18 protein-coding genes and 1 pseudogene are annotated in these 25326 nt (G+C 63.1%); 3 read left to right on the top strand and 16 right to left on the bottom strand.

The annotated features are described in order from the left end of the window. The 10 genes and pseudogenes from RFN30_RS13095 to RFN30_RS13140 form a co-directional block, all read right to left on the bottom strand. Positions 1 to 625: pseudogene (locus RFN30_RS13095) on the bottom strand (RTX toxin); the annotation flags it as partial. A gap of 158 nt (positions 626 to 783) precedes the next feature. Then, entirely contained in the window at positions 784 to 2289 is a 1506-nt protein-coding gene (locus RFN30_RS13100; RefSeq protein WP_320262500.1) for a lipopolysaccharide biosynthesis protein, read from the bottom strand. Between the two features lie 71 nt (positions 2290 to 2360). Continuing rightward, on the bottom strand, positions 2361 to 3308 hold the full coding sequence (locus RFN30_RS13105; protein ID WP_320262501.1) for a sulfotransferase family protein: 948 nt from the start codon (positions 3306 to 3308) through the stop codon (positions 2361 to 2363). Positions 3309 to 3376: 68 nt separating this feature from the next. Next, complete coding sequence (locus RFN30_RS13110; protein WP_320262502.1) at positions 3377 to 4696, bottom strand: HlyD family type I secretion periplasmic adaptor subunit; 1320 nt, start codon at positions 4694 to 4696, stop codon at positions 3377 to 3379. After that, on the bottom strand, positions 4693 to 6549 hold the full coding sequence (locus RFN30_RS13115) for a type I secretion system permease/ATPase (protein WP_430694675.1): 1857 nt from the start codon (positions 6547 to 6549) through the stop codon (positions 4693 to 4695). Before RFN30_RS13115 ends, RFN30_RS13110 begins: the two co-directional genes overlap by 4 nt. Before the next feature lie 336 nt (positions 6550 to 6885). Continuing rightward, on the bottom strand, positions 6886 to 8250 hold the full coding sequence (locus RFN30_RS13120; RefSeq protein WP_320262504.1) for a polysaccharide biosynthesis/export family protein: 1365 nt from the start codon (positions 8248 to 8250) through the stop codon (positions 6886 to 6888). A gap of 136 nt (positions 8251 to 8386) precedes the next feature. After that, positions 8387 to 9601, bottom strand: coding sequence for a glycosyltransferase (locus tag RFN30_RS13125; protein WP_320262505.1), 1215 nt, complete (start codon positions 9599 to 9601; stop codon positions 8387 to 8389). A 189-nt stretch (positions 9602 to 9790) separates the two neighbouring features. Further along, positions 9791 to 11395, bottom strand: coding sequence for a hypothetical protein (locus RFN30_RS13130; RefSeq protein ID WP_320262506.1), 1605 nt, complete (start codon positions 11393 to 11395; stop codon positions 9791 to 9793). Between the two features lie 416 nt (positions 11396 to 11811). Beyond that, positions 11812 to 12375, bottom strand: coding sequence for a transcription termination/antitermination protein NusG (gene nusG / locus RFN30_RS13135; RefSeq protein ID WP_320262508.1), 564 nt, complete (start codon positions 12373 to 12375; stop codon positions 11812 to 11814). 20 nt (positions 12376 to 12395) lie between these two features. Beyond that, the gene (locus RFN30_RS13140) at positions 12396 to 14486 is read right to left on the bottom strand and encodes a GumC family protein (protein ID WP_320262509.1); all 2091 of its coding nucleotides are present in this window, start codon (positions 14484 to 14486) and stop codon (positions 12396 to 12398) included. Between the two features lie 410 nt (positions 14487 to 14896). Between RFN30_RS13140 and RFN30_RS13145 the strand changes: the two genes are divergently transcribed. Together RFN30_RS13145 and RFN30_RS13150 are read left to right on the top strand one after the other, a co-directional pair. Then, on the top strand, positions 14897 to 15523 hold the full coding sequence (locus RFN30_RS13145; RefSeq protein WP_320262510.1) for a hypothetical protein: 627 nt from the start codon (positions 14897 to 14899) through the stop codon (positions 15521 to 15523). Between the two features lie 499 nt (positions 15524 to 16022). Beyond that, a complete protein-coding gene (locus RFN30_RS13150; protein WP_320262511.1) occupies positions 16023 to 16637 on the top strand; it encodes a Crp/Fnr family transcriptional regulator in 615 nt (204 codons plus the stop codon). A gap of 156 nt (positions 16638 to 16793) precedes the next feature. On the opposite strand, the gene RFN30_RS13155 is transcribed toward RFN30_RS13150, so the two are convergent. Genes RFN30_RS13155 through RFN30_RS13180 form a run of 6 tightly spaced genes read right to left on the bottom strand, consistent with a single transcriptional unit; the run spans position 16794 to position 24190 of the window. Beyond that, positions 16794 to 17318, bottom strand: coding sequence for a sarcosine oxidase subunit gamma (locus RFN30_RS13155; protein ID WP_320262512.1), 525 nt, complete (start codon positions 17316 to 17318; stop codon positions 16794 to 16796). Further along, entirely contained in the window at positions 17311 to 20253 is a 2943-nt protein-coding gene (locus RFN30_RS13160) for a sarcosine oxidase subunit alpha family protein (RefSeq protein ID WP_320262513.1), read from the bottom strand. The genes RFN30_RS13155 and RFN30_RS13160 overlap by 8 nt, the downstream gene beginning before the upstream one ends. Continuing rightward, entirely contained in the window at positions 20250 to 20531 is a 282-nt protein-coding gene (locus tag RFN30_RS13165; protein WP_320262514.1) for a sarcosine oxidase subunit delta, read from the bottom strand. The genes RFN30_RS13160 and RFN30_RS13165 overlap by 4 nt, the downstream gene beginning before the upstream one ends. A 13-nt stretch (positions 20532 to 20544) precedes the next feature. Continuing rightward, positions 20545 to 21801: a sarcosine oxidase subunit beta family protein gene (locus RFN30_RS13170; protein WP_320262515.1), complete on the bottom strand. Its 1257-nt coding sequence runs from the start codon at positions 21799 to 21801 to the stop codon at positions 20545 to 20547. A 17-nt stretch (positions 21802 to 21818) separates the two neighbouring features. Then, the gene (locus RFN30_RS13175) at positions 21819 to 23006 is read right to left on the bottom strand and encodes a M24 family metallopeptidase (RefSeq protein ID WP_320262516.1); all 1188 of its coding nucleotides are present in this window, start codon (positions 23004 to 23006) and stop codon (positions 21819 to 21821) included. A gap of 11 nt (positions 23007 to 23017) precedes the next feature. Next, positions 23018 to 24190: a M24 family metallopeptidase gene (locus RFN30_RS13180; RefSeq protein WP_320262517.1), complete on the bottom strand. Its 1173-nt coding sequence runs from the start codon at positions 24188 to 24190 to the stop codon at positions 23018 to 23020. A gap of 245 nt (positions 24191 to 24435) precedes the next feature. On the opposite strand from RFN30_RS13180, the gene ehuB reads away from it, so the two are divergent. Next, a complete protein-coding gene (gene ehuB, locus RFN30_RS13185; protein WP_320262518.1) occupies positions 24436 to 25293 on the top strand; it encodes an ectoine/hydroxyectoine ABC transporter substrate-binding protein EhuB in 858 nt (285 codons plus the stop codon). Positions 25294 to 25326: the final 33 nt, after the last annotated feature.

The following is a 25326-nucleotide window of genomic DNA, read 5'->3' on the forward strand; positions in this document are numbered from 1 at the left end:
CGCCGGCCGCGGCGAGTTCGGCTATCTGGTTGGCGGCGGAATTGCTATCGGCGGGTGTGTTGAAAGCCACCGGATTGCCGGACCCCGGCAAGATGTATTCGATGTGCAGCAGCGGTGCGCTGGCGGGGTTGTACTCATACGAGTCGGCTGTGCGCGTGCCGGTGCCGGTGATCACAAACGCCATGTCGTTGAGCGCCGCCCAGCCAGAGCGGTTGACGATCTCCTGGACGATCGTCGAGAGGTCGGGCGTGCGCTCGGCGAGACCCTGCTCGCCTATCGTGGTCCACGGGTCCGGCGTCCAGGCCGTGGACGCGGTCGTCCTGGGGAGCGAGGACACATTGAAGGCAGCGGTGGTGAAAGGACTGGCATCGTCGACATTGTCGCCCTGGATCAGCAGCGAGGCCGCGCCGGTCTTCACCTCGTTGGCCTGGAACTGGATATAGGCGCTGGTGATGATGGCGCCTTGCGGGATGTCGATGCCGGTGAAGCGGATACCGACGGTCTGGCGGGTGCTGCTGTCATAACCCAGCTCCAGGTCGCTGATGTTGGTTCCGATCGTACCGGAGCCTTTCTCCTCGACATCGTCGCCTGCTGTCGCCACCCTCGTTTCGAACAGTTCAGCCATTACAGGTCTCCTTTCCGCATTTTCCTCGATTGATGACGGAATCCCTACGCGCCCGACCGGGCATCACTGCCGATCCCATGATCGGGCACGGCAGCAATGATGTTGCGCGTGAAGAACATGAAATCCAGGGCCGGACGGTCGTGCGAACTGTGTCCTGATCAGTCTGTTGCCTGTTTCATCCTTGGCCACGCGGGCACCACTGCCGCGAGCAAGCGCAGCAGCGACAGGCCTTCGCGCCCAAGGAACAGCGACGGCAGCAGCCAGCACAGCAGCAGGCCCCCCGCTGACGCCAGCAATGCCGTATCGATGAGCAGTGGCAGAGGAGATAGCTCAAAGGCGCGCAGCCATTCCACGAACGCCCATACCCCGGTGCCGATAACACCCGCGAGCGCGAGGCCGGGCAGGTGCGCCAGGAAGAAATCCGCCCACGTCATCCCGGTCACGCGGAGGCTCAACTGCGCCATGAGGAAGAAATTGATCCCGAAGGCTGCACCGACGCCGAATGCCACGCCTTCGATGCCCCAGACCTGCCCTATGAGGGATCCGACGAAGACGCCGATGGTGAAGACGGCCTGGCGCCAGGCGCGAGCGTAGACCGTGCCTGTCGCGCGCGAGACGGAATCGCTAAGCTTGTAGCTCGTGCGGAACAGCATGCCGAACGCCAGGATCTGGAGCGGGGCGACAACCCCTAGCCATCCCCGTCCGAGAATGACCGCGACCAGTTCGGGCGCGACTATGGCCACGACCACGCTGGCCGGCAGGACGAGCAGGGCGCAACCCGCGACCGCGCTGCGATAGGCGCGCGCCAGCCGCACGGGTTGCTCCTGGACCAGTGCCATGGTCGGGAACAGCACGCGATCGAGAACCTGGCCGACGATGACCGCCGGCGCGGTCATGAGCTGCGACGACAGGCCGTAGAGGCCGAGCGCATCGGCGCCGAGCCAGCGGCCCACGACCAGTCTGTCCGCCTGGGTGGCGAGGTAGTTGCACACCCGGGCAATGGTGAAGCCGCTTCCGAAATAGAGCAGTTCGACGATGGCGCGCCGCTCCAGCAACGGCCGCATCGGGTGCGGTTGGCCGACGAGCAGCACGATCATGCGGATGAACTGCTGGATCAGCAGCGCGCCGACGAGCGCCCAGATGCCGAAGCCGAGCCAGGCCAGGATCGGGCCGGCAACGACGTAGCCCAGGGCAAAGGCAACCGCGTCGATGACGGCGAGCCAACGGAACCGGAGCGCGCGCTGGGCCGCGGCCAAAGCCACCATGGAAGCCCCTTGAAAAAGGAACACGAAACAGATCGCCCGCACAACCGGGGCCAGATCGGCAAGCCGAAGGAGATCCGCTATGGCGGGCGCCATCGCCCAGACCAGCGCCGACACGGCGAGCCCGAGCAAGCACGACAAGGTGAACCCGACCCGAAGGTGCCGCTCCTCCAGCAGCGGTCGCTGCACGATCGCCGGGGTAATGCCAAGTCCCTGGAAGATGGCTGAGAATTTGATGATGATCAGGGCTGCGGAGTAGAGGCCGAACTCCTTGGGCGAGAGCAGCCGGGCCAGGATGACGAGAGCGACGAGCTCTGCGACAGCGAGGGCACCCATGGACAGGGCCGTCCAGAACATGCCCACGACGCTGTGTTTTGCCAGCCCGCGCCGGTTGTCGCTCACGCCTCTCTCCATTCACTTCGTTTGCTTAGTCGACCGACCACAAGCGGCGGCCAATGCTTTTCCCGCACCGCTCAGCGGGAGGGCCGAATATCTGGATGGCCCTGCTGAAACGCCAATGGAGCCCGCGTCGGCCGCGAGCCGTGTTCAACGAGAAGGGAAGGGATCTCGTAGCGGTAGAACGCCATCTCATCCCGGACCTCCGGGATGATGGCCGCCAATTCGCCGGGATTCAGACGGAGCCACTTCTGTTGCCGGCCGGGATCGATCATCTCCTTCGCCGTGCGAGCGATCTCGCCGCTGCAATTCAGCCCGCAATGCTCAAAGATGCGCTGCAAGACCAGCTCGGGTTCCTGGATGAGATCCTCGTAGCGGAACGTGAATACGCGGCCGTCGCCCAGCCTGGCGAGATCTTCTCGAGCCATTCGATTGCCGCGCGCCCACTGACGCGCGATCACTGTCAATTTTTCATGCTCCTGCAAATCGCGATCTATTCCCCTGTAGCGTGGCCCGTAGATCGACGTATATTTTCTTCGCAGTATCCTTTTAGTGACTATCTGCTTTATAACATCTCCAGCGTAATAGTGAACTTGCGTGATCGGCGTCTCTCTCAAGAGTCGCAGCAGACCTTTAAAGCTCTTTGCACGCTGCCACTTAAGCTCCATGGAGCTTATGTAGGAGAATGGATTTCTCGTGATATACAGAAATATAGCCTCCGGAAAGATCTGGTGGATAAATGGCACGCGCAAGACGTTGGCGGGCGTGTTTTCCATGATTTGCCGGTTGCCATTCCGCAGCTGATAATCGAGGAACCGGTTGCGAATGTAACGGACGACCTTTTCGGTGGCGTCGGCTTTGACAAATTCGTCATGTCGCCGCGCCGGATCGGCATAGAGCCACAATGTTTTTGGTTCGTACCAGGTAACGACATCCGGGTGCAGCCCGATCAATTTCTGCGTAATGGTGGTGCCCGAACGATAGTTGCCGATCAGAAAGATCGGAGGTTTTAGTTCTGTTGCCATCTTGATGGATCTCCCTTGCCACAGGTGAGAAGACTGCACCGACCCGCGCGACAAGCTGCAGCGCGCAGCTACTGGTCCCTGAACGCGCGCATCATCTGGTCCGTCAAAGGCTTCATCAGGTATGAGAGAACCTTGCGGTCGCCAGTTCGTATGAACGCTTCCACCGGCATGCCGGGAATGAGCGAGACAGGGCCGAGTTTCTTAAAGTCCTTCGGGTCGGGCGTGATGCGCACCGCGTAGTAGACTTCGTTGGTATGCTGGTCGCGCGTCACGTCGGCCGCGATCATGGAGACCACACCTTCGGTTTCGGGCGTGGTGCGGACGTTGAAGGCGGTGAAGCGAAGAAGCGCGCGCTGACCGATCAAGAGCTGGTCGATGTCCTGAGGTGCAGCCTTCACCTCGACCGCGAGACTATCGGTGTCGGGCACGATCAGCATGATCGGCTCTCCCGCGCCGATGACGCCGCCAACGGTATGGATCGTGGATTGGTGGACCGTGCCGCTGGCAGGGGCGCGAATATCGATGCGCGAAAGCTGGTCCTCAGCGGTGACCTTTCGCTCCTCGAACTCGGCGATCTTGGCTTCGACCTCGCGCAGTTCGCTGCCGGTCTCGCTGGCGAACTCCTTGTCGAGCTGCAGAATCTGGAGCTCGATTTCGGCGATCGCCCCCTTTGCCTGCGCCATGCTCGACACAAGTTGCGCCCGTTCGCCCGCTATGCGTGTCGCCTCGCGCTCATATTCGGTCAGCTTCGACTTGAGGGTGAGCCTCATTTCGACAAGACTGCGGATGTCGGCGAGCTCGTCGTTGATCAGCTCGATCTCCTTCGTCTTTGCCGATTCCTGCGCCGAATAGCCTTCGATCTGCTTGCCGAGTTGCTCGATGCGTTCACGCAGGCGCGCCTTGTTGCCGGACAGCTCGGTTCGACGAAGATCGAAGAGCCGTTGTTCGCTGGCCACCGTGGCAGCTATTTCGGGGTCGTTCATTCCCGCGGCGAGCATCGGAGGAAGCGTCATGCGATCGCTGCCGTCGCGCTCGGCCTCGAGCCGGGACTTTCGCGCGTAAAGCTCATCCAGGTTCTTCGTCACGTAAGCCAGGCTGGCGCGCGGAACGACGTCGCTGAGCTGGACCAGAATGTCTCCGGCCCGGACGCGGTCGCCGTCGCGCACGAAAATCTTGCCGACCACGCCGCCGGTCGGGTGTTGAACTTTCTTCTCGCTGGTGTCGACGACCACCGCGCCGCGCGAAATCACTGCTCCCGAAATGTCCACCGTCCCGGCCCAGACTCCCATTCCGCCGACGAGCGATGCGACGATGGTCATTCCGCCCAGCAGGTTGCGGCGGATGGATCGCCGGTTGGAAAGCGACCTGTTCGAAAGGACAGCCGTCATTTCCCCGTTTCCATGTCCGGGGCGGACATCACCTCGGCGGTCGGAGTGAGCTTGAAAACCGGCTGCAGGCCCGCGGTGACGACCTTTGGCACAGGCATGAGTTTCGACAGCACGCTTTCCCTCGTGCCGAACATCTGCATCTGGCCCTCTTTCATCACGAGCAGGAAATCCACCGTGCCGAGAATGTTGGGCCGATGCGCCACGATCGCCACGATGCCGCCGCGCGCCTTGGTTGCGAGGATAGCGCCGGCAAGCGCGGTCTCACCCTCGCTGTCGAGATTGGAGTTGGGTTCGTCGAGCACCACCAGGAACGGATCGCCATAGAGCGCGCGTGCCAGGGCGACGCGCTGACGCTGGCCGGCCGAGAGCGCTGTTCCGCCCTCTCCGATCTGCGTCTCGTAGCCGTTGGGAAGACCGATGATGAGCTGATGGACGCCCGCGGCGCGGGCGGCGGCGACAATGGCCTGCGGGTCCGGTGCAGGATCGAAGCGGGCGATATTGGCGGCAACCGTTCCCGCGAACAGTTCGACGTCCTGCGGAAGGTAGCCTATGTAGCGGCCCAGGCGCTCCGACGACCACTGATCAAGCGCGGCGCCGTCCAGCTTGATACGGCCCCCCAGCGGCCGCCAGGCGCCGACCAGCCCGCGAACAAGGCTCGATTTGCCGGAACCGCTTGGTCCTATGATGCCGAGCACCGAGCCGGCGTCCAGACTGAATTCCACGCCTTGCACGATGATGCGCTGCGCGCCCGGCGCACCGATCGCGATGCGCTCCACCGTCAGGTTCGAGCCGGGCACCGGAAGCGCCATCGGCTGAGCGTCTTGCGGCAAGCGGGCGAGCAACTTCGCCAGCCTGCTCCAGCTCTGGCGCGCGGCCACGAAGTTGCGCCAATGCGCAATGGCAAGATCGACGGGCGCCAGCGCGCGGCCTGCAAGGATGGAGCCGGCGATGATGATCCCGGAGGTCGCCTCGCCCTGGATCACAAGCCAGGCGCCCACACCCAGCATTGCCGACTGGAGCATCAGCCGCAAGGCGCGGGCGAAGCTGCCGAAGCCGCCAACGATATCGCTGACACGCTGCTGCTGCGTAAGATGTTCGCGACTTGCTTCGCGCCAATGGTCGTGCAGGCGTTTGCCCATACCCATCGCCGCAAGCACCTCCGCGTTGCGGCGGCTGGCCTCGGCGAAGCTGTTGCGCTTCACGCCGCTTAGAGCCGCGGCGCTCGTCGGTCTGCGCGTGAGGATCTCGGTCGCGACCGTCAGCGTCACCAGCACCAACGCGCCGCAAGCGGCGGTCGTCCCGAGGGTCGGGTGAAGGCTCCAGATGATCGCCAGGTAGAAGGGCAGCCACGGAAGATCGAACAGCGTGCCGGGCCCGGCACTCGACAGAAAAGTACGGATGCCGTCGAGATCGCGTTGCGGCTGCAATCCATCGCCCTGCTGGCCGATGTACAAAGGCAACTTCGAAACGGCGGTGAATACGCGTCCCCCGACCGCTTCGTCCAGTTCGGCGCCGATCCGGGTCATGATCCGGCCGCGCACGAGGTCGATGGTTGCCTGCCCGACAAAAAGAACGCCGGCCAATATCGCCATGGCTACCAGGGTCGGGACACTGCGGCTCGGCAGCACCCGGTCGTAGACCTGCAGCATGAACATCGCGCCGGTCAGCATCAGGATGTTGCTGACGCCGCTGAAAACCGCGACGCCCGCGAACGCCGCCTTGCAGGAGCGCAACGCGCAGGCCAGTTCCGAGCCGGGCGCCGGCTCCCCGATCGAGGATGGGGCGGCGGCGTTCGCGAACGCGCCCGGCAAGTCGCCTCTTCGTCTCCGCCTTGCGCTGCGGAAGGCTGCCATGAGCAAGCCCAGGGCCGCGACCGCCGCCAAAACAGGGAGGGCACCCGGACCGGCCAGCCAGGCCAGCGGATCGGAAAAATAGCGCCAGCCAGCAATGACGTCCGTCCAGGCAACGGCTGCGGCGAGGAGGAGCAGGATCGCAGCTGGAATGCGCCATCGGGCGACGAGGCGGCGGCGCGGCGCCCTGCGCGACGTCTTGCGGCGCGCCGGCGCACGGTCGAGGTCTAGCCGCCTCCGCTCCGTTTCGACATGGGAATTCTTCCGGTGGGGACGGGCCCCAAAGGCCGTCAATGCTGCACCAAGGATCACGATCAGGTTCCGAAGACCGGCGCCGTGCTACTGGCCGACGATGGCGGGCTGGGTGGCCGGATTTTGCGCATTGGGGGACGCTCCCGAATCCGGAGCGTAGAACCCCTTGTTGGCCACGACAGAAACCTCGATGACGTCGCCGGCTCTCACTTCCGTGTTCTGATCGGCGACGATGTCGTGGGCGATCTTCTGGTCGCGTCTGAAGATCGAAATCTTCACCGCGCCTTGCAGGTCATCAAACGTTCTCTGTTCGCCGTAAGTGAAAATAAAGAGAAGCTTGTCGGCAACGTATCTGATTTGACTCTGAATTTTTCCCAGCTCGACCTGCGTGTCCTGCGTCTGCGCGATCAGCTCCATTTCATGACTTTGCTGCTTTTTCCGCAGCTCGCTCTCTGAGTTGAGCATCTCCTGCCGTACCTGTTCTTGCTGCAGTTCGGTCTGCGCCAGGTCAGCCCGGTAGCTGGTTTGAGCTCTTTCCGCCGTAATGACATTCGTGTTCGTTATCAGACCCTTTTCCCGCAGCGACCGGGCAGACTGCAATTCTTCAAGTTGAAGGTTCGCGGTCTTTTCCCGTTCGTCCCTGCTGGCGGCAACCATCTTGGCCTCCTTCTTCGCCCTTTCCAGCGAGGCCTCGAGGAAGGAGATGTCATCCCGATACGCGGCAAGACGCGCGTTCAACTGCGCCTGTTCGGTCGCGATGATGTCGGCAATCAGGGATCCGCCGAACTCGACCGGCGGATCCGGTGGGGCAACGAAGGACTTTTCTTGTCGGCTTTCCGCCTGGAGCCGGGCGAGCCGAACCTTCAGGCGATATTCTTCAATCGCCAGATTCGCGCGCGTGCTTCGCAGATCGGCTATCTCCAGGGCCGGCTCCGTGTTTCCCACAGCGGTGGCGCGAAACCCGCCTGCAATGGCCAGCGCATGGCGAACCGTTATTCCGGGTTGAAACGGATACGACCCGGGGTGGGCCACCGTTCCGGAAATGAAAAATGGCCGGTATTGGCCGATCTCCACTTTCACGAATGGCTCGAGGATGAGCTTCTGCTGCTGAAATGCCTGCTGAATGGCCTGCGAGAGGGCAACGCTGGTGAGGCCGCGCGCCTTGATATCACCCAACATTGGCAGCGATATCGAGCCCCGATCGTCAACCACGACCTCCAGCGGATAGGACGCCTCGCCGATCACGGATATGCGCAGGATGTCACCGGTGTCGAATGTATATCCATCCGCACGGGATGCGCCCGCGGTGAGCAGAACAAAGGCAACGGCGAGGCTGCCGATCACGGCGAGCATGCGGCCGACCGCGGGTTCGAATTCGGGAAACAGCCATCGGCACCAACGCTTCATTGGCATAGGCCTGGAAGGAAATTGCTGGTCAGCACGCATACGCATCGTCGGTACTCCGGTTGTCCAGCCTGCCGCCATCGACCGAGCGTCGTCGGCCGGATCGTGACGGGAGGGAATTTGCTCAGTTTGAGAAGGAAGCCTTGGAACTCCGCTCCGTCGAAGGAGCAGAAGCCCGTCAAAATCAGTGCAGCCCAAAGGTTTGCCCGGCGAGGCGGTCGCGAATTCGCGCCTTGTCCGGCCTTGCGGGCGAAAGGGTGGTCTCCAGCACGGATTGATAAATCTGCTCGACGCTTTCGCACATGGATTCCAAGCCCCAGGACGACAGGTCGGTGCGTTTCGCGCCATCGGCCAGCCGAGCGCGATGGTGCTGGTTCTCAAGAAGATCGGCGACGGCCGCCGCCGCGGCGCCCACATCCTCGGCCGGCGTCACAATTCCGTTCACGCCATGCCGGACAACCTCTTCCACGCCGGGCAAATGCGAGACGACGCTGGCTCGACCGCCCGCCAGATACTGCATCATCACGCGAGGCAATCCTTCTCGCATCGACGTCAGCACGCATACGTCTGCCAGGCTGATCAGTCGTTCGGGCTCGCTATGGTAGCCGATCATGCGGATGTTGTTTGCAAATGGGGAGCGTTCGATCGCCGATTCCACATCGGATCGCGCCGGTCCGTCGCCGGCAAGCAGCAGTCGCACGTTTGGGATCCGGTCGACGACATGCCCGAATGCTTCAATGAACTCGACGTGGCGTTTTCTCGGTTCCAGCGCAGCCAGCATCAGGACCACCGGCGGCTTTGGCTCTCCTGCAGCCGTCCCCAGGAGCAGATGCGGCTCTTGCGGCCACCGCGCGTTCGCGAAGCGCGCCAGATCGAAGCCGGAGTGGACGACATGGTGCTGATCGGGGCTGCCCAAATGATTGGCGATGCAGATGTCGCACATAGCCTGGCTCACATCGATGTAAGCGCGCGTGAATCTCGCGGCCAGGCGTTCGGCGGCGAGGAACATCAGCCGCTGTCCGCTGCCCACATGCACGAAAGGCAAGATGTGCACGCCATGGATGATGCCGGGGACATGGGCTTCCCTGGCGGCGAGACGGCCGACGATGCCGGCTTTGCTTTGATGCGTGTGCACGATATCGGGCTGCCAATCACGCATAAGGCGAGTGAGCCGCCCGAAGGCAGAAATGTCGCGGGACGGCGAAATCGGGTTGACGAGTTTTTCCACGGTCACCACCCGAAGGGCTCCGGTAAGAGATGCCCGTAACCTTGGGTCGTATTCCTCGCCGTGAACCAACAGCACCTCGTGGCCATGCCGCGCCTGAGCGAGACAGCAGGCCAACGTGTTCTCTTCGGAGCCGGCTCGAAGCAATCTGGTGAGCACATGAACGATCTTCATTTGCTTGTACCTCAGGGACATGAAATCCGGGGCGGCGCATTCGGCGGATCGAGCGCTTCGAGCGGGAGCGTCCGAGGCTCCTTCCGCGGCTTTTCGGGCGCGGGCCGGGATCGCCCGTCGAGGGACGCGATCGCGGAAAAGCTGTACGTTCGGGGTTGATGCGGGCGGATGGACCGCCTGTTTTGCCTCTCAGAGAGACAGCCAGATATGCCTGAACAACTCGCGGCCGACCGCCTCTATGCCGGCGCTCGCGTCAACGGTTCGGATGTCCTTGTCCTGCGCTCGCAGCTCCGCCATCAGGGACAGCCGCGCATCGAACGCTTCCTTCCTGATGTCCCCGGGCTTTCGCTGCTCGGAGACGGCAAAATCTGAAACGAGGTGCAAAACGAGGTGTGGACGGCATTCAGCCATCTTCCGATAGAGTCGCTGCTCAAGCCGGGCGAGAACCGACAAGCCTGGGACCGAGAACAGGCGAGGGGGGATGGTCGGCCCGTCCAGATATCCCCTGCCGAGCGCCTGCGGCCACCTGTCACAAATGACGATCAGGCCGCGTGTCGCCCATCGATGCGCACGTTTCACGACAGCGTATCGCTCGAACGCGATCAGGACCGCCCAAAATGCCAGCGCGGCAGCGGCAGCGCCTCCCTTCGACCAAGCCCGGCCGGAGGAATCCTTGCCATCGTTCTGGGCCAGGGATTTCAGGCGGCGTCTATGGGGAAAGACCGCACTCTGCAGCGCCTTGCGAAGCCACCATCCATTGCCGTCGCCCGTTCCGACATAGACTTGCGCGCATCCGAACTTCCAGCCGAATATCTGCGTCAGCCGGCTAGCCTGAGTGCTCTTGCCCATGCCATCGGGACCGATCAAGGCCACCACGAATCCACCGGCCGCGGGCCGTCTCTTTGGCGGAAAGCGCCCCGGCATCAAGCGCTGAAGGGACCTCAGGGAGAGATAGCAGGTCTTGCGTGCCAGATGGATCGCCGCATCGGCGATTGCGAAGCGTCCGCTGTAGCCACACATTTTGCGGATCGAACGCCGCAGCCTGGCCAGGTCTGCACGGTGGGCGGCCAAACCGTTGGCGCTTTGCAGGAACCTGCAGCGCACCGTTTCCGCGCCGCCAAACGTGTAGTCCACGACTTGCAAGCCTTGCTCGTCGGATGGCACTGGCAAGCGGGCAAAGTGCTGCTTCCAACTATCGTCGACGGTGATCCATTGCCTCCACGGCAGCGCCCAGGCCCGGAATGCGAAACGGGCAATCGCTATTCGAAGCTCGTCTTCGGGAGACACCACCGGAACCAGCACGCCGTCGATGCAGATCGACTCCCATCGCGTGATCGCCGCATAATCGAATGCCGGATAGCGCTTGCGAAACTCCCGGCCGACCCGGGCGCCGATATGCATGTCGAGATGGAGATACCGGCCGCACGAGAAGTCAGGCAGGAACCAGTCCTCTCTGCCGGCGCAGACATTGTCGTAGCAGGAGAGGCTCACGCTGCGCCGGCCGTGCAATCGACACACGATCGAGCAGAAGACCGGGTAATCATGCTTGTCCAAAAGGACATCCAGATCATCCCGGCCGGCAAATCCGTCATGCAGGGACGCGAGGTCCTGAATTATTCCGTACTTCAGGCCGGCTTCATTGAATGCCCGAAACAGTTCGCTGGCGATCGGCAGCGCCGGCACCGTTTCGATTGGCCTGAAACGAGCATCTCCGTCGGTTCGATATGGTGCTGCATCTGGTTGGCTGCCCAATGCGCCCGGGCCAAGCGTCTTCGCCGGCGATGAAACATTCACCCCCGGCGCCGGCGTTTCCGCCAGGATCCCCGCCTTGGCCTCCGGAGCCCAACGGCGATACTGTTGCGGCTGCAGACGATCCCGAAGCTCTCCGGGCCCGGCCGCGCGGAAGGCTGCCGATCTTGACTTGCTTGGAGTTTGCAAGGGATTTCCCGTGATTGATCACCGGCGAGCGCCATTCGGCCATTGTCGCCGGAAATGTCGTGGAATTGGCGTGAGGTAAGTCCAAACCCCCTGGTGGGCCGGTGTCTCCGGGATGTCGCACGATCGATCGTCTCAGTGTCGGCCCGCAGGTTCTGACGTCGCCTTCGCAGGCTGCCGCACCGAGGGTGAATTGGGTGCCAACTCATCGCTCACTGCCGAGGGTTTCGGCGTCTTCCGGAACAAAAGCGGTGAGTGAAAACTCACCGAATATTTCAAGAAACTATGGACAATTTGTCCCTATCAATAGTGATAGGAATCGACCGGTTCATAATGTCGAGAAGAATTCTGACCGCTCCAGCGCTCCCGACATGATCAAGAATCCCAAGCTGGTCCGAAAATGGCCCATCTATGATCCTGATTGTCTGGCCCGGTCTCAACAGGATGTCGGGGTGCAAGATTCCGTCGTCATCGGTTGCCGATATCAAGGATTCAACCACACCATAAGGTGCCGGTATCGGCATTCCCTTGCTCATGACGAGCTTTCGCACGCCGACGGTTGAGTTGATCGGGTACCAGCTCTGCTGATGGACAGCCAGCGAGACGAACAGATAGCAGTCGAAATACGCGCTGGAGACGGTTCTGACCCTGCGGGCGTGCCGGACGGTTCGCTTGCGCTTGGGCAGATAGGTCCGGAAGTTCTGCGACAGCAGGTGGCGCTCGGCCAGGCTCTCGGAATGCTGGTGCGTCTGGACCACGCACCATCGCGCAGCTTCGCCTCCGTGACTTTTCTCCGCCAGCTCCGGAAAACGGTTGTTGCATAAGTCAGTGTGCAGCATGGCGCAATACTGTCTCTTCTCTAGTTGAGGTAGTAACTGTCCGAGACACTGCTTTCGAGCGACGTGTAACGGCCGTATCTCGGCAGTTTTGGTTCGTCCACCATCGTCAGGGCAATGCCGGCAAGCTTGGACCGATCGCCAAGGTGTCGAATTCCTTCGGCAACGGCCTCGCGCGAGGTTTCCCGCCACCTCACGACGAAGACGACCTTGTCGACGTGCCTCGCCAGTATCGAGGCATCGGCTGCGGGTCCGACGGGCGGTGCGTCAATGATCACCGTGTCGAATTTCCCCCGAACCTCATCAAGCAGCGTGCGCATTCTGGCCGAAGCAAGAAGGGCAGGCGGGTTGCGGGTCCTTGCTCCTGCCGGCAACAGGGAAATCCCCGAGCGTTCGTCCAGGTGGATTGCGTTTGCCGCCTTCACCGGCAACGTCAGAAGATCGACCAATCCGACCTTGTCAGCCATGCCGAAGAAGGCCGTGGTGGCCGAAAGGCGCAAGTCCGCGTCGATGACCAGAACCCGTTCGCCGTCGGCAGCGGCCGAGCAGGCCAGACTCAATACCAGGGTTGTCTTGCCTTCGCCGGGCATCGCCGACGTCACGAGCATCAGGCGCGGCGAAGGGTCCAGTTCCGACGTTGCCTGGATACCGAGGCGAAGCCGCCGCACCGCTTCGCTGTACCTGGATAGCGGTTTGCGCTCGAGATAGGCCACAGGCTGGGCATGGACATCCTTCGACCAGCCCGACATCCTTGGCATGGACGCCAGAACCGGAACGGCCAATTCGTCCTCGATCTGTTTCTTTGCCATGAAGCCGGCAGCGAAAAGTTCACGCAGAACGGCTCCGGCGCCCCCGAAGAAGATGCCGAAGACCAGACCCAAAGCCGCAAAAAGAGGCCTGTTCGGGAAGCTTGGCGAACCCGGGATACTGGCATCGGTGATGACGCGCACGCCGCTGTTGAGGAGAGTGGATTTCTCCTCGGTGAGCTTGGCGCGCGACAGAAACGTCTCAAAGAGTTCCTTGTTCGCCGCTGCGATCCTCTCCAGATCGCGCAGTTGGACGCCAACCTGACCTTCGACTTCGGATCGGTTGGACACTGAGTCCAAGGCGCGAGTCAGAGAAGCTTCCCGGGCTTCGGCGGAGTCGACCTCATTCTTCAGATTGCCGATGAGGCGCTGGACTTCGGCGGCGATCTGTCCCTCGATGTCGCGACGTTCAGCCTGAGCCGACAGGACATCGGGATGTCGTTCGCCATATTTCAATTTAAGATCGGCTTCCCGCCGGGTCACTCCAGAGAGCTGAGACCGAAGTGCGTTGATGACCACGGACTGCAACACGTCCGGGATCGACTGGATGTCGCCTCCATCAGCCTGCAGCTTTTCAACTTGTTGATATTGTGCCCGTTTCGCCGACAATTCGGCGCGCGCGTTGATCAAGGCGACGTTCAACTCAGACAGTTGCTGGTCGGTCAAGCTGCCCGCCGGCGTCGCCAACAAATTGTGATCGATCCGAAACTTCTGGACAGCTTGTTCCGAACGACTGAGCTCCGCTCGCAGATACGCGGCCCTGTCGCTAAGCCATGTGGAGGCCTTTTGGACCCCTTCGTAACGAGACTTTAGCCGATCGGCGACGTAGGCCTGGGCGATCGCATTCGCGAGCGATGCCGCTTTTTGGGGGTCGTATACAGTGACATCGATCTCGATGACATTTCCAAGCCCGACGCGCGAGACCCCCAACGCGCTCTGGAGCCATACCAGTGCTGCCGGCCCGATCTTGGGGTCTTGCGTCAGCTTCTCGCTATCGACGACGTGCTGAAGAAGGGAGGCAGACCTCAAGACAGCAATCTGACTTTCAATGAATGTTGGATTGTCGGCAAAGTCGGAATTGGAATAATCTTGCGGAGTCATGTAGTCGATCGGAGCATCGAGCAATATTTGTGACCCGCCTGTGTAAGATGGCGGGATAACATAAGCAGCGGCGACAAATAGGCCGAAGGTGATGACAGCAATTCCGCTTACCAGCTTCCATCGGCGGAGAAAGAAGTCGAAGATCTCCCTGACATCGAGCGGCAGGAATTCCCGGATCACCATCGGATTGTCAGTTGGACTTGCCATTTCCGAATCCTTACGATCAGCAACGCGACACCCACCCCCTCAGCGTCGGCTGAGTGGCTGCACTTCGAAATGGTTCGGGCAGTTAGCTGTTAAGCGCGCTTAAACGCATGAAACGTAAGGGTTATTGCCCCGCCTGCATGTCCAAATCGCTCTTTTGCGCCCACTGACCGATCGCATCACCGGTTAAGTCCAGAAACATATCAGCTTCGCGGACATCGCCGCCATTACCATTATTGAGTAGTAATTCGGCTAAAGGTCGATCTGGTCTACCCGGTATACCTTTCAGAGCTTTAGAGCGTCACCGGGACACGTTCCTCTCGCGCTTCAGGGAGGTCTGCCATAACGCTACGATCGTCAGGGTGGCTCCTGACGGTGAGAGAGCGACTGGCCTCGGCGATTCCGAGGTGGACATGGACACTTACAGCGAAATCGTTCCGCCGTTCATAGGTTGGGCGCTCAGTCCTGGAGTCATTCTTATGCTGGCGGCAACCCTGCCGCTGCTGCTTCTTCTTAAGGGCCGGCTGCTGGGCTACGGTACCCTTGCGGCCCTCATCGGGGCCGTCGCGTTGATACTGTTCGGTATCGAGAATTGGGCGGGATCAGTCACCGCCATTCTCGCCTACTGTGTGCTGGTTTCATTTGCCCTGCTTTCCACCTGGAGGCGTTTGAAGCAAATCGAGGATCGCCTCGCATTGGTCCTGTCGGCAATAGAGGGCCTGGAAGTCGCCGAGGAAAGGCGACAGACTTACAGCGCCAAGCGTTCGCGCCGGAAACCGGCAGTCGGAGCAATCGAGCAAACCGTTTCGGCCGCTGCGACGGACAACCCAGGAAAAGAGGCGCGATATATTCCCGGACCGCCTTGGCAAGAGCTGCAACCGCTCGCTCCACGATCGGAATCGGCGGCTCCGGCATCAACGCAATCGGCAGGACCCAATTCTACTTTATCGTTGGGTCGCCCTGACGACGAGTTCGAGGACAGGGATCTTCGGTTTGCTGCCGGCAGGTCCACGGGCAACTTGTCCAGACCGAGTCGATAAGTGAGTTGCAGGGTTCGTCGGTCGAGAAGATCGGCAGCCCGGTTCGACTTTTCACTGCGTCCGCAATGTCGCGCGCTCAGCCGTGGTTGCTCCGACGAGATGGCGCCGTACGCGCTGGATCGATACAGCCGGTTTCTGCATCGATGGCATGCCGATGCGCCGAGACGTGCTGCCTGACGTCGGCGCCGCACCACGACATGTTCCGCAGCCCTATCGTGGCCCTCGAGCCGATCTCTGCCGCCTGCGGAGCGCTCCAATCCGCCAAGGGGTGGTAGAGTCTTAGCCAAAGGTGGTACACTGTTGTACTATTCGGATGAGAAGACAGATGGAACTTTTTGCCTAGTCGATAGTTTGCAGCTTCAGGTTGACCGGGGGGCGAACGCGGGTCTGGGGTTTTTCAGGGGAAATGAGCTTATCAAAGCAGGCTCTTGGATTGGCAAGGGGACCTACGCTTGCTGACGCAAGTTGGGAAAGGGGGATATCTGTACTGCCTGGAGCCGTGCGTCGCACCTATCCGGCCAACGCGACCATTGCAGGCGAATATCAGGCCAAATCTTTCATCCTGATTGTGATCGCCGGCTGGGCTGCATTCGCCAAGACATTGCCGAACGGCTCGCGTCTCATCGTCGATTTTGCACTTCCTCACGAAATTGCCTTGATCGAGTTCGCCGGAGAAGCAGGCGAGACGGTAACGGCCCTGTCAGACGTTACCGCGATTGAGCTGGCTGGTCCCGTCCATACATGTTTTTTGCGCTATCCGCAGTCCATCTGCGAAGCCATCCTGCGGGCTCAGACGCTTCGATATTCAAGGGTTGCGGAACATCTGGCTAACGTCAGCAGAAGGGGAGCCGTTGAGCGCACGGCGCATTTGCTTCTCGAACTGGCCTGCCGCTCGCAGCGGTCGGCAACGAGTTATCCGGATCGCTTTGAATGCCCCCTGACCCAGGCTGAACTGGGCGACGCATTGGGGCTTTCGGCCGTGCATGTGAGTCGTGTGCTGAAAACGTTGCGAGAAACCTCCCTGGCCTCTTTCCGCAATGGCGTCGTCGAGCTCCACGACCATGCTGGGCTCATCAAAACAGCCGGATTTGATCGGTCCTACATTTCGAGCTGACGCCGGGCATCATTAAAGCGCGTCGCGCTGCAGCGGATTCGAGCGACGCGCTTCAAGTCTTTGTTTTGATGCATGTCGTTCTCGCAAAACCGCTGCGCAGTTTTGGGCGACATGCATCAGACGGCGGCGAATGCCAGGTTTCAAGCGAGACGACGCTCAGGCGGGACGGCTGATCGTTTCATCCTGAATATCGCGCGACACGCCTATATCCGCCAACCAATCGACCAGGCTTTGCGTAAAGCTGCGCGGCGCAAAAATATCGCAGGCCTCAGCCCCGGTACGCAGGAGAAGCACCGGCACGTGATGGAACCCGGTCTGCAACGCGCTTCCCGGCCTTGCCTGCGGCGAATCCCAGTCGATTGCTACACAGGCCTTCAGAACGTCGAAGGTGTGAGGCCCGCGCAGCTTGAGCCGCATCCGGCCTTCGCCGAGCGACACCGAACAGCCAAGGGCGGGATCGATCGACCAGTTCGGCTTCGATCCATCGTCTGCGATCAGCCAGAAACGGCGTGGCGCGATACGAACAGCAAACCATCCGCCGACGGCTGCGGCCTCGCCGAAGTCCGCCGGCAGCGCGGCGCCCAGCTGGCGCGACAGTTCGGATTCGCATGCCGCTTGCGTCTCGGGCCAACCCTCGACCTGAAGGATCGTGCAAGCCTCGACGGATACGGTTTCAGCCATGGAGCCTCTCTCCCTGCGGGTCGAGAAAGACCGGCGAGACGACGCGGGCGCGGACGGCCTCGTCCTTCATCATGTGGACCGCCACCACGTCGTCGCCCATCGCCACGTCGCCGGCGAGCAGCGCAAGGCCGACATAGGCTCCGAGCGTCGGGCTGTAGGTCACCGAAGTGATGCGGCCGCGGCCGTGCCCCTGCCGGATTTCGCCCTGCTTGAAAAGAATGGCGCCGCCGCTCAGGCGCTCGCCCGCCTGCAAACATGTCAGCCCGACCAGGCGCTGCCGGCTCGGCTCGGCGAGGGCAGGCCGGCGGCGAAGCACGTCGCCGACGAATCCGGAGCGCTTTCCGACCATGCGGCCAAGCCCGAGATCGTCGAGCGTCGTGCGACCGTCGATTTCAGGGCCGGCGACATGGCCCTTCTCGACACGCAGCGCGCCCAGCGCCTCGACGCCGTAGGGCCTCAACCCGAACGGCTCGCCGACCTCCACCAACCGGCGCCAGGCGGCTTCGCCCGCGCTCGCGCCGACATAGACCTCGTAGGCCCGCTCGCCGGAATAGCTCAGCCGGATGATCCGCAGCGCGCGGCCGTCGAACTCGCCTTCTACGAAGCCCATATGCGGCAGAGCCTCGTTGGACACGTCGAGCTCAGGGAAGGCGGCGGCGAGTATCTCCCGGCTCCTCGGTCCGGCGACCGACATCGCCGCCCATTCGTCGGTCACGGACGTGACGGCGACGCGCAGGTCCGGACAGACGGTGTCGAGCAGGAATTCCAGCCGCGACATCACATCGGCCGCCTTGGCGGTCGATGTGGTCATGAAGAAACGCTGCTCCCCAAGCCTCGTCGTGGTGCCGTCGTCGAAGACGATGCCGTCGTCGCGCAACATGACGCCGTAGCGGGCGCGGCCGACCGGCAGCTTGGCGAAACCGTTCGCGTAGATCCGGTCGAGCAGAGTGGCGGCATCGGGACCCTGAACGTCGATCTTGCCGAGGGTCGAGATGTCCATCAGCCCGGCGGCCTCGCGCACGAAACGCATCTCTGCGACATAGGCCTCGTTCACGTCCCGGCCGGCATCGCGGTAGAAATACGGCCGCATCCAGAGGCCGACTTCCAGCATGTCGGCGCCGTTGGCGATATGCCAGTCATGCATCGGCGTGCGGCGGGTCGGCTTGAAATGATGGCCGACGGCGCGCCCGGCGAGCGCGCCGATGGCCACCGGCGTATAGGGCGGCCTGAAGGTGGTCGTGCCCGTCTCGGGGATGGTTGCGCCGCGCAAGGCCGCCATAGCCGACAGCGCCGGGAAATTGCTGGTCTTGCCCTGGTCGGTTCCCATGCCGAGCGTGGTGTAGCGCTTCAGATGCTCGACCGACTGGTAGCCCTCGCGATGGGCAAGCGCGATGTCGTCGGTGGTGACGTCCATCTGGAAATCGACGAAAGCCTTGCCGCGCGCCGGCGGGATATTACGGAACGCAGCCACGGCCGGTTCCGCCAATTCAAACTGGAGAGCGGCCGGCACAGGTTTCGTCATCCCACAATATGCTGCCGCCTCGATGCCGGCGCGGTGACCGGTCTCGATCGCTTCCGCCGTGGTGTAGTCGCCGACCACCGCTCCGGCGCCGAACTGGCCGGCCGCGAAGGGGCCGGGGACGAAGGCGTCGATCTCCTCGCGATAGACCGGCTTGACGCCAAGCTGCGAGGTGAGATGCACCGTCGGCGACCAGCCGCCGGAAACGCAGACCAGATCGCAATCGACCTCGGTTTCCGTCCCCGCTCCGGCAAGCCTGGCCGCCTTGACCCCGTGGCCGCCCCGAAGATCGGCGATGTGCGCGCCGGCGTGAACGGCGATGCCCAGGCGCGAGGCTTCAGCCTGCAGGGCGGGCGCAAGAGTGGCCCGCAGATCTGCGACCGTGACCTGCGCCCCTGCCGCGGCGAGATCGAAGGCCGTGCGCCAGGAGCCGTCATTCGTCGTGGCGACCACGGCCCTTCTTCCGGGCAGGACGGCGAAGCGGTTGACATAGGTCCTGACCGCCGATGCAAGCATCACGCCGGGCCGATCGTTGTTCGAAAACACCAACGGCCGCTCGATGGCGCCGGTGGCAAAGACGATCGCGCCGGCGCGCAGGATTGTGAACGTCTGACGAGCCTGGCCGGCAACCTGCGCATCGTCCCGCCGCTCGACGAGGCCAAGCACCTTGCCATCATAGAGGCCGACGGCGGTTGTCCGCGCCATGAGGTTGACGTTCCTCAAACCCTTGAGTTCCGTCTCCAACGCCTCGAGCCAGGTGCCAGCCGCCGAACCGGGACGTTCGGACAGAAGCTGTCCGCCGAAACGAAAATCCTGCTCGATCAGCGCCGCCCTGGCGCCGGCATTGGCCGCGGCACGCGCGGCGGACAAGCCCGCCGGCCCGCCGCCGACGATGGCAACGTCCGCGAAGGCGTGGTGAACTTCGTAGCGATCGGGATCCGGCTCCACGCCGGCCCGGCCGAGCCCCGCCGCCCTGCGAATGAAATGCTCGTAAAACATCCAGGCGCGTCGGGTCGGACCCATGAAGGTCTTGTAGTAGAAGCCTGCGGAAAGGAACGGGGCGAACAGGCTGTTGAGGCTCTGCACGTCGAAGGTGAGCGAAGGCCAGCGGTTCTGGCTCTCGACGACCATGCCGTCGGCGAGCTCCAGCATCGTCGCGGGCAGGTTCGGCTCGCGCCGCCCGCCGGTGCCGAGCGTCACCAGCGCATTGGGCTCCTCGGCCCCGGCCGAGAAGATGCCGCGCGGCCGGTGGTATTTGAAGCTGCGGCCGACCAGCGACACGCCGTTGGCCAGCAGCGCCGAAGCAAGTGTGTCGCCCTGGAGACCGGTGAGCTTGCTGCCGTCGAAGCTGAATTCGAGCGGCCGGCCGCGATCGATGCGGCCGCCTTCGGCCAGCCGTTTGGGATTGGAACTCATCGAGATTGTTTCCTGGGAGGAGACTTTCGGGCGAGAGCGACCGAGGCGATCGAATGGTTGCGGGTGTCGCGTTCCACGATCAGCCATTGCCGGCAGCCGAGAACGTGCTGCCAATGCTCCCTGTGCGCTCCAGCCGGGCTCTCGCGAACGAAGACATAGCGGTACCAGGCTTCGAAATCCGCATCGTCGTGGGCGGGACGGATGACCGAGGCGTCGCCGCCATAACGGAACTCGTCATGGTCACGCGGGCCGCAGCAGGGACAGTCAATGCGCAGCATGTCTCGGCGTCCCCTATTGCAGCCATGCGAACGGGCCGACGCCGGCCTCGTCGAGCGTGCGGCCCGTGCGGAAGCGGTCGAGGCTGTAGGCGGCGTTGAGCGGATGCGCCTTGCCGGTCGCGATCGTGTGCGCGAAGCACCAGCCGGAAGCCGGCGTCGCCTTGAAGCCGCCGTAGCACCAGCCGCCATTGAGGTAGAGCCCGTCGACCGGCGTCGGGCAGATGATCGGGCTCGCGTCGGGCGTCATGTCCATCACGCCGCCCCAATGGCGCAGCAACCTGACCCGCGAGATGCAGGGCATCAGCGCGATCGCCGCTTCCGCGACCTCGCGCACGACGCCGAGATTGCCGCGCTGGGCGTAGGAATTGTAGCCGTCGAGATTGCCGCCGAAGACCAGCCCGCCCTTGTCGGATTGGCTGACGTAGAAATGATCGGCGCCGTAGGCGACGACCTGGTCGACCATCGGCTTCAGCGGCTCCGTCACGAAAGCCTGCAACACATGGCTCTCGATCGGCAGTTCCAGGCCCGCCTTGTGGCCGAGAAGCGAGGTATGCCCCGCCACGGCGAGGCCGACCTTGCCGGCGCCGATCGCGCCCTTGGCCGTCTCGACGCCGACGATCTTTTCGCCCTCGCGCAGGAAGCCCATCACCTCGCAATTCTGGATGATATCGACGCCGTGGCCGTCGGCGGCGCGGGCGTAACCCCAGGCGACGGCGTCGTGACGGGCCGTGCCGGCGCGGCCCTGCAGGATCGCGCCATGGATCGGGAAGCGCGCGGTGTCGGAATAGTCCAGATAGGGCACCAGGCGCCGGACGTCGTCGCGGCTCAGGATATCGGCGTCGATGCCGTTCAGCCGCATGACGTTGGCGCGGTGGCTGAAAAAGTCGAGCTGGTCGGCCGAGTGCGCGGTGACGACCTGACCCCGCTGCGAGAACATGACGTTGAAGTTCAGCGCATGCGTCAGGCCTTCCCACAGCTTCATCGAGAATTCGTAGAACTGGGTGTTGCCGTCGAGCAGATAGTTCGAGCGGATGACGGTGGTGTTGCGGCCGACATTGCCGCCGCCGACATATCCCTTCTCGATCACCGCGACGTTGCGGATGCCGTGGTTCTCGGCGAGATAGAAGGCCGTCGCCAGCCCGTGGCCGCCCCCGCCGACGATGATCACGTCATAGGAGCGCTTCGGTTCCGGCGCGCGCCAGGCGCGCTGCCAGTGCCTGTGGCCGGCAAGGCCGTTGCGCAAGATGGAGAGGGCCGAATAGCGGCGCATCGGAGGCTTCTTGGCTTCTATTTGACGAAGAGGCGGCGCGGGAAGTCGCAGAAGGCTTCGACACCGGTCTCGGTGATGCGGATCGATTCCGAAATGGCGATGCCCCAGTCGTCCAGCCACAGACCCGGCATGAAGTGGATCGTCATGTTCGGCTCCAGTACCGTCTCGTCGTTCGAGCGCAGCGAGATGGTCCGCTCGCCCCAGTCCGGCGGATAGCCGAGGCCGATGGAATAGCCGCAGCGCGAATCCTTGAAGAAGCCATGCCGCTCGATGGCCTTGGTCCATGCCGCGTGCACGTCGCGCGAGCCGGCGCCGGGCTTTGCCACGGCGAGCGCCGCCTCGAGCCCCTCGACGACTACGTCCGCGGCCTTGCGCATCTTTTCCGGCGGCTCGCCGAGATGGATCGTGCGCGTCAGCGGCACATGATAATGGTGCCTGACACCGGCGATCTCGACCGTCGTGCCGGCCGGCGAAGCGAACGGCGCATCGCGCCAGGTCAGATGCGGGCAGGAGGTGCCGACGCCGGTCGGCATCAGCGGCGCGATCGCCGCATAGTCGCCGCCAAAGGCCTGGGTTCCGCGCGTGGCGGTCGCGAGGATTTCGGCGGCGGCATCGCATTGGCGGACACCGGGGCCGATCACCTCGATCGCCCGCGCCATCGTCTTTTCGGCAATGCGCGCCGCCTGCTTCATCAGCGCGATCTCGGCCTCCGACTTCACCGCGCGGACCCAGTTGACCAGCGTGCCGGCGTCGACGAAGCGCGCGTTGGGCAGTTCCGCCTTCAACACGTCGAGCGACTTCGCGGTGAAATAGAAGGAATCAGCCTCCACGCCGATCCTGGCGCTCTCGAGGCCGCGCTCGCGCATCACCCGCGCCACTGCCTGCAGCGGGTGCTTCGCCTGCGACTGCACATGGTCGTCGGAATAGCCGACGATGTTTTCCTCCGGCAGGATCGTCGTCAGCCGCGCGCCGTTGACGTCCTGGCCGCGTCCGATCCAGATCGGAAGCGCGATATCCTGTGCGACAAGCACGCCCTGGTGGACATAGAAGGACCAGCCGTCATAGCCGGTGAGGTAGTTGAGGTTGGCGGGCTCAGACACATAGAGCGCGTCGAGCCCGGCTTCAGCCATGCGCTCCTTGGTCTGCGCCAACCTGGCGGCGAATTCCTCGCGCTCGAACGGTGTGTTGTTGCTGCCGAACCGCATCGCCGATGTCCTTAGCGCACGGTCACGCCCGACGGTGTCCTGGTGAGCACCTCGGCGCCGGAGGGACCCAGGAGGACCGCGTTGGACACGAAGAAATCGCCGCGACCGGTGCCCATCAGCCAGGAGAGCACATGGAAGCTCATGCCGGTCTTGAGCACGATGTCGCTGTCGCGGCGCAGCCCCGTCACCTTGTTGCCGCCCGTCCAGCTCGGCGGCAGGCCGATGCCGACCACATAGCCGCAATGATGCCGGCGGTAGTGCGAGAGGCCGGCGCGGTCGACCACGCCCTGCCAGGCCGCGTAGACATCGCGGAACAGGACGCCTTCCCGCATCGCGCCGACGACGGCGGCAAAGGCGTCGGCCGTGAGCGCGGCCATCTCATAGGTCTCCTTTGCGGCGTGGCCGACATGGATCAGGCGACCGAGAGGCGCATGGTAGCGGGCGACGCAGCCGGTCAGTTCGAGGAAGACCGCATCGCCCGTGCCGAACCGGTCGCTGGTCCAGGTCGTATGCTCTTCGCCGAGCCGTCGGGTGGAACGGATGAACGGGCCGAAGCCGGGAAATGTGCCGCCCGCCTCGATCATGGCACGCTCGGCTTCCGCGGCGACGTGGCGCTCGCTGGCACCCTCCGCGATCGCTTCGATCGCGGCCTGCGCGCCGGCGTCCGACACCTTCGCCGTGGCCCGCATCAGGGCCTGCTCGGCCGGGCTCTTGACCATGCGGATATCGTCGATGAGGCCTGAGGCGTCGAGGAAGCGCGAGGCGGTCAGACGCTCTTTCAGCGCCTCCGCAAGGCCGTGCGGTAGACCGGACGACCATGACTCGATGCCGACGGAGCCAAGCCTGCCCGAAAGCACACGCCCCAGCAGATCGGCCACCGTCTCGCCGTCATGGTGCCCTTCGAAGCGCGCGTTCCTGACCTGGTTGGCAATGGTCACCTTTTCCATCGCGCGCGTCAGCAGGATCATTTCGCCGTCGGCCGGGACGACCAGGATATGCGGCGCGAAGTAGCCCCAGTGATCGAGGCCGGTCAGGTAGAAGATGTTCTCCGGCGCGGAGACGAGAAGAGTGTCGATGCCGCGCCCGCTCATGGCATGGCGGACGGCGTCGCGGCGCCGGTCGAATTCCTCGCTCTCGAAATAGGGCGCGACCGCTTCGCCGGAACCTTTGTCGAGCATGTTCATTCCCCTCCGGAGCTGATGCCCCCAGCCTCGGCCTGCACGCCTTGTCATGAGACAAGTTGTGTACAACTTCGACCAATATCGGCTCCCATTTTCGACTATGTCAAGGATTTTCCGCTTTTGCGTATGCATTGATGTGCACATCTATTGAAATGCGGCGAAAAATCTGCAACCATGCGTTCAAGCTGCTCAATGCCGAAAAAAGGGGTCGGATTAAGCGGCGGTTTCGCAACAATGGGAGCAAGATGATGACGATCAGAATTTCGCGCCGCACGGTGCTTGGGCTCGGTGCGGGGTTTGTCGTGTTGTCCGGCGCCGGGATCGCGCATGCCGAGACGACGCTGGAGCGTGCCAAGAAGGACGGTTATATCCGGGTCGGCTTCGCCAACGAGGCGCCGTTCGGATACGCCACGCCCGACGGCAAGCTGACCGGCGAGGCGCCGGAAGTCGCCAAGGCGGTGCTGGCCAAGATGGGCATCAAGCAGGTCGACGGCGTCCTGACCGAGTTCGGCTCGCTCATCCCGGGCCTCAAGGCCGGGCGCTTCGATATCATCGCCGCCGGCATGTTCATCAATCCCAAGCGCTGCGCCGAGATCAACTTCTCCGAGCCGTCCTACGGCATCGGCGCGGCGATGCTTGTGCAGAAGGGCAATCCGAAGAAGGTCAAGGACTTTTCAACCTTCAAGGACAACGCCGACCTCAAGCTCGCGGTCATGGCGGGAGCCGTCGAAGGGGGGGAAGCGAAGGATGCCGGCGTCTCCCAAGGTCAGCTCGTGGTCCTGCCGGACCAGTCGAGCCTGGTTGCCGCGGTTCAGTCGGGCCGTGCCGACGCCGCCGCGCTGACGGCGCTGTCGATCGCCGACATGGCCAAGAAGGCCGACGGCGTCGAATCCACCAAGCCTTTCGGCGAGGTGAACGGAAAGTCGGTGAAAGGTCATGGCGGCTTCGGGTTCCGCAAGGAAGACACCGACCTGCAAAAGGCCTTCAACGCCGAGCTGAAGAAGTTCATCGGCTCGCCCGAGCACATCGCGCTGGTCGAGCCGTTCGGCTTCGGCAAGGATTATCTGCCGAACAAGACCACCGCCGAGCTCTGCTCGGGCAAGTAAAAGTCCCAACTCCGGGCGGCGCTCCGGCGCCGC

The organism is Mesorhizobium dulcispinae, from assembly GCF_033977345.1.
GTDB classification, from domain to species: domain Bacteria; phylum Pseudomonadota; class Alphaproteobacteria; order Rhizobiales; family Rhizobiaceae; genus Mesorhizobium; species Mesorhizobium dulcispinae.